Below are 4293 nucleotides of genomic sequence, written 5' to 3'. Positions count from 1 at the left end.
GGGCCGGGGTAGCGTCCCGCCCGTCCAGCCGGCGCTGGCGTTCCAGTTCGTTGGCGATCTTGATCAGCACCTCGATCAGGTAGGCGACGGCGCTGCGGTTGGTGCCGATGTTGGTCATCAGCAGCACGCTGGTGCGGCTGGTCTTGTTCACCTGGATGGCGTGCCCGTCCATCAGATAGCTGTGCTTGAACGTGTCCCCGTCCACCCCGGTGCGGCTGATGTCCAGGGTCAGCCGGCTGGGGTCAACCACGAACTCGTCGGTGTCCCAGGCCTGGTCCCAGGCCGCCAGCCCGTCGCGCACCGGTTGGTGTTGCGCGAGGTGCGGAACTGCTCGGGAATCAGATCACTGCTGTCCAGCACCCGGAAGTACTTGCGCAGCAGGTCGTGGCGGGCAATGGCCTTGGAGATGGACAGGGCCAGGTCGACCTGCCGCTGCACCAGCGCATAGCCTTCCAGCTCCACCTGGCGGCGGCCAATGTCCAGGGAGGCCAGGATCTGGTAGTTCGGCGAGGTGGAGGTGTGCGTCATGTACGCCTCGCGGAAGGAGTTGGCGTTGCGGCTGGCGAAGTCCTGGTCATGCACGTGGATCATCGAGCCCTGGCGCAGCGAGGTCAGGGTCTTGTGGGTGGACTGGGTGGCGTAGATCCGCAGCCGGGTGGCCTGCGGGTCCGGGATGAGCCGGGCGTTCAACCAGGCCTCGTCATTGGCCGGGTCCTCATGCGTGCCCGGTTCGGGCAGCTGCCCGACCTGTTCTTCGTACCGGCGGCGGTGCTGCGCGGTGGACAGGTCCGCCTCCAGGCCGCGGGCCGCGGCCATGGCGGTGCGTTTGCGGTAGATCGGGTGGAAACCGGCAAACGCGTACCAGGCCTCATCCCAAAGGAAGACCAGGTCGGGTTTGATGGCCAGGCATTCCTCCATGACCCGGCGCGGGTCGTAGACGATCCCGTCAAAGGTGCAGTTGGTCAGGGTGATCATCTTGACCTTGTGCAGCTTCCCGGCCCGCCGCAGTTCCAGCAGCGCCTTCTTGATCTCCCGCAGCGGTACCGCCCCGTAGATCGCGTGCTCCTGCAGCGGGTAGGCCTCCAGGTACTTCACGTGCGCGCCGGCCAACACCAGGGAGTAGTGGTGGGATTTGTGGCAGTTGCGGTCCACCAGCACGATGTCCCCGGGAGCCAGAATCGATTGGTGGACGATCTTGTTGGCCGTTGAGGTGCCATTGGTGACGAAGTAGGTGCGGTGCGAACCAAACGCCCGGGCCGCCAGTTCGTGGGCCTCCCGGATCGAACCGTGCGGGTCCAGCAGCGAATCCAGACCACCGGAGGTGGCCGAGGTTTCGGCCAGCAGCAGGTTGATCCCGTAGAAGTCGACCAGGTCCCGGGCCCAGGGGGAGTTTTGCACCGATCCGGCGCGGGAGATGGGCATGGCGTGGAAAACGCCTCCCGGGCGGCGGGCGTGGCGTTGCAGCGCGTTGAAGAACGGGGTCTCGTAGCGGGAGAGGATTTCGCCAATGATCGACAGGTGCAGGTCCATCCCGTCGTTGCGGGAGAAGATGCGGCGGAACCTGCCGGTCAGTTCCCGGGCCAGGGATTCCAGGGCCACCCCGGCCACCAGGTAGACCGCCACCTCCGGGCGCAGCCGCTCCACCAGGCGTTCCAGGTCCAGCAGCAGGTCAACCTGCTTGCCGCTGGAGAACATCCCGCCCATCTGCGCGCTGATGTAGCCGTGCAGGGCGGTGCTCAGCTTCTGCCGGGTGTGCAGCTCAAAGCGCGGGGTGAGCACGCAGGTTTGAATGGTCGGATTGATCATGAGCGCCATCAGCGCATCCTCCACGCTGGGCACCACCACCAGGTTGTAGGTGAACTCGTCGCTGCTGCGCCGCTGGTCAAGCATTTCCTGCTTGAAGCCCTCGATTTCCTCGACCCGCCCGTTGTCGACCATCAGCACCTCGACCACCGGGGTGAAGCGTGCGGTCGGTTCGTTTTCCTCATCCTCGGCGTGCAGGGTGTCCGGCTCAATGTACTGGGTTTGGGAGCGGAAAGTCTGGTTGACCAGGTATACCTTCTCCATGGCCCGGTCGTAGTCGTCGGCTTCCAGCGCCGCGACCATCTCATTGAAGTAGCTGATGCCCGGGGTCGCCCAATACGGTTCAATGGCAGCGATCAGCCGATCAGCTTGCCCGCCTCCTGCACCAGCGTTTCGGGTTCCCCCGAGCCGTTGCCCACGACCCGCACCAGTTCGCTGAGAATGTAGCCCAGATGCTCCCAGGCGTCCTTGCGCCGGCGCCAGGCGCTTTCAGGGGTCCCCGTTGCGTTGACGGCTGGCTTGGCTAACCCGGTATCCACGGTGCTGGTCTTTCTCTCGTCCTAGTGCTGCACGAACTTGTGCCGGGAAGCCTAGCGGTCTTTGGTGACTGCTGTGTTTCACAGTTTTAACGGTCCGTTAAGGACGGCGCATGACATCGGTGCCTTCGGCGTGATCTTCATTGACCGTCCGGTGTAGGCAGACTATGCCAAGTTTGCTTTTGTTGCCCCGTTGAGGCGCAAAGTTACCAGCGAACGTGTCGCCAGGGGTTGCAGCGCCCGTAACACGAAGGTCCGCGCCCAACCGTGCTAGAGGGCGCAGGCGGGGAACCGCGTCGAAGCGCGGTTCCCCCGCCCACATGGTGCCCGGCGGGTTCTGCCCGGCTTCGGGGGTGCCGGACAGGACCGTTGCTGGTTTCCTAGCGTTTCAGCAGCCCCAGCTTCACATTCTTGGGCCGCTGCATCTCCCCGTGCTGGGCGCCGAGCACAATCACGGTGGCCGCGAAACCGGGGATCAGCCACTGCAGCTGGCGCAGCTGCTTTTGGGCCTTGGCCAGTTCATCGGAGCTTCCGGCGCGGGGTTCCGTGGCGCCCTTCGCCCCCTCCTCGGCCAGCTGATCCACCTTCCTGCCCAGTACCGCGGCATAGAACGTCACCGCGGCTCCGGCCAGGGTCACTCCGGTCTTGATCCACGTCCAGGCCATCACCCCGTCCTGGGTGGCATACCGGCCCTTGTTTTCCCACAGGATCGGGCCCAGGGAGGCCAGGTGGGCGGCAAACGCACCGGTCTGCACCGGCGCCCATTTCTTCCATCCCAGGCTTGAGAGCCGGGTTCGTTCGGTTGCGTCCTTGGCTTCGGACGTCGCTCCGTTCAGGCCCACGGCACCCATCAGCGAACCGCCGAACCAGGCGGCGGCCGTCAGGTCATGGACCGAGCGCGCAAAGAGATTTCCGGACATGAGTACATACCTTTCTTAAAAGTTGTCTCCCGGCCAGTTTCCCCAGTAGCCCGGGGTGGTGTTCATCGGCCGCGGTTGAACATCTCCACGGTGCCGGGGGTGCCGCCGAGAGGTAAAGACCAACCCGGAAACTGCCAGCTAAGCCAAGGAATACACCGAAGATCCCCCGGCGCGACAGTCTGGGATCCCGGACAGCGACTTCGAGGGTGCCAGCCATTGCCCCCACCGGTGGCCAATGATGGAAGGTAAGTCCCATTGGCTCTCGTCCCGCGGAAGTGAAGTATGGAAGCAAATCTCAAGAACAGTGCAGTGACCCTGAACCTCGGCGGGACCACCGCCGAGGACGTGATCGCCGTGGCACGGCAGCAGGCCCCGGTGATGATCGCCGATGCGGTGCTCGCTGAGTTAGGGCGGGTACGCACCCACATCGAGCAGATGGCCGCCAGCGACACCCCGGTCTACGGCGTCTCCACCGGCTTCGGTGCCTGGCCACCCGCCACATCCCCCAGGCCGACCGGGCCAAGCTGCAGCGCTCGCTGATCCGTTCGCACGCCGCCGGCATGGGTGAGCCGGTGGAACGCGAAGTGGTGCGGGCCCTGATGTTCCTGCGCGCCAAGACCCTGGCCACCGGCCGCACCGGCGTGCGCCCGGTGGTGCTGCAGACGATGGTGGAGGTGCTCAACGCCGGGATCACCCCGGTGGTGCGCGAATTCGGTTCGCTGGGCTGCTCCGGTGACCTGGCGCCGCTGGCGCACTGCGCCTGGTGCTCATGGGTGAGGGTGAGGCGGTGGACCGCGAGGGCGTGCTGCGCCCGGTGCCGCAGCTGCTGGCCGAGGCCGGCATTGAGCCGCTGGTGCTGGAGGAAAGGAGGGCCTGGCCTGATCAACGGCACCGACGGGATGCTGGGGATGCTGCTTTTGGCGCTGGCGGACCTGGGTGAGCTGGTGGACATCGCGGATTTGAGCGCGGCCATGAGCGTGGAGGCCCAGCTGGGCACCGACCAGGTGTTCCGGGCCGATCTGCACGAGCCGCTG

The 4293-nt window shown here is 65.6% G+C and carries 3 protein-coding genes and 2 pseudogenes; 1 reads left to right on the top strand and 4 read right to left on the bottom strand.

What is annotated here, in order from left to right; genetic code table 11:
• The 4 genes and pseudogenes from JCM19049_RS22505 to JCM19049_RS08740 form a co-directional block, all read right to left on the bottom strand.
• Positions 1–301 (bottom strand): annotated as a pseudogene (locus JCM19049_RS22505) (ornithine decarboxylase); the annotation flags it as partial.
• Positions 229–2106 (bottom strand): hypothetical protein, encoded by a 1878-nt coding sequence (locus tag JCM19049_RS08750; RefSeq protein ID WP_054821398.1) that lies wholly within the window; start codon positions 2104–2106, stop codon positions 229–231. The gene JCM19049_RS08750 and the pseudogene JCM19049_RS22505, both read right to left, overlap by 73 nt.
• Positions 2107–2159: 53 nt before the next feature.
• Positions 2160–2342, bottom strand: coding sequence for a hypothetical protein (locus JCM19049_RS22500; RefSeq protein WP_054821397.1), 183 nt, complete (start codon positions 2340–2342; stop codon positions 2160–2162).
• Positions 2343–2719: 377 nt separating this feature from the next.
• Positions 2720–3259 (bottom strand): hypothetical protein, encoded by a 540-nt coding sequence (locus tag JCM19049_RS08740; RefSeq protein WP_054821396.1) that lies wholly within the window; start codon positions 3257–3259, stop codon positions 2720–2722.
• A 282-nt stretch (positions 3260–3541) separates the two neighbouring features.
• Here JCM19049_RS08740 and JCM19049_RS08730 point away from each other — a divergent pair.
• Positions 3542–4293: pseudogene (locus tag JCM19049_RS08730) on the top strand (aromatic amino acid lyase); the annotation flags it as partial.

The organism is Arthrobacter sp. JCM 19049 (assembly GCF_001310435.1).
This window is presented reverse-complemented; position numbering and strand designations above follow the sequence as displayed.

Coding starts and splice junctions, on each gene's coding strand:
- JCM19049_RS08750 (WP_054821398.1), bottom strand. CDS start 2,106: ATGGTCGCGGCGCTGGAAGCCGACGACTACGACCGGGCCATGGAGAAG.
- JCM19049_RS08740 (WP_054821396.1), bottom strand. CDS start 3,259: ATGTCCGGAAATCTCTTTGCGCGCTCGGTCCATGACCTGACGGCCGCC.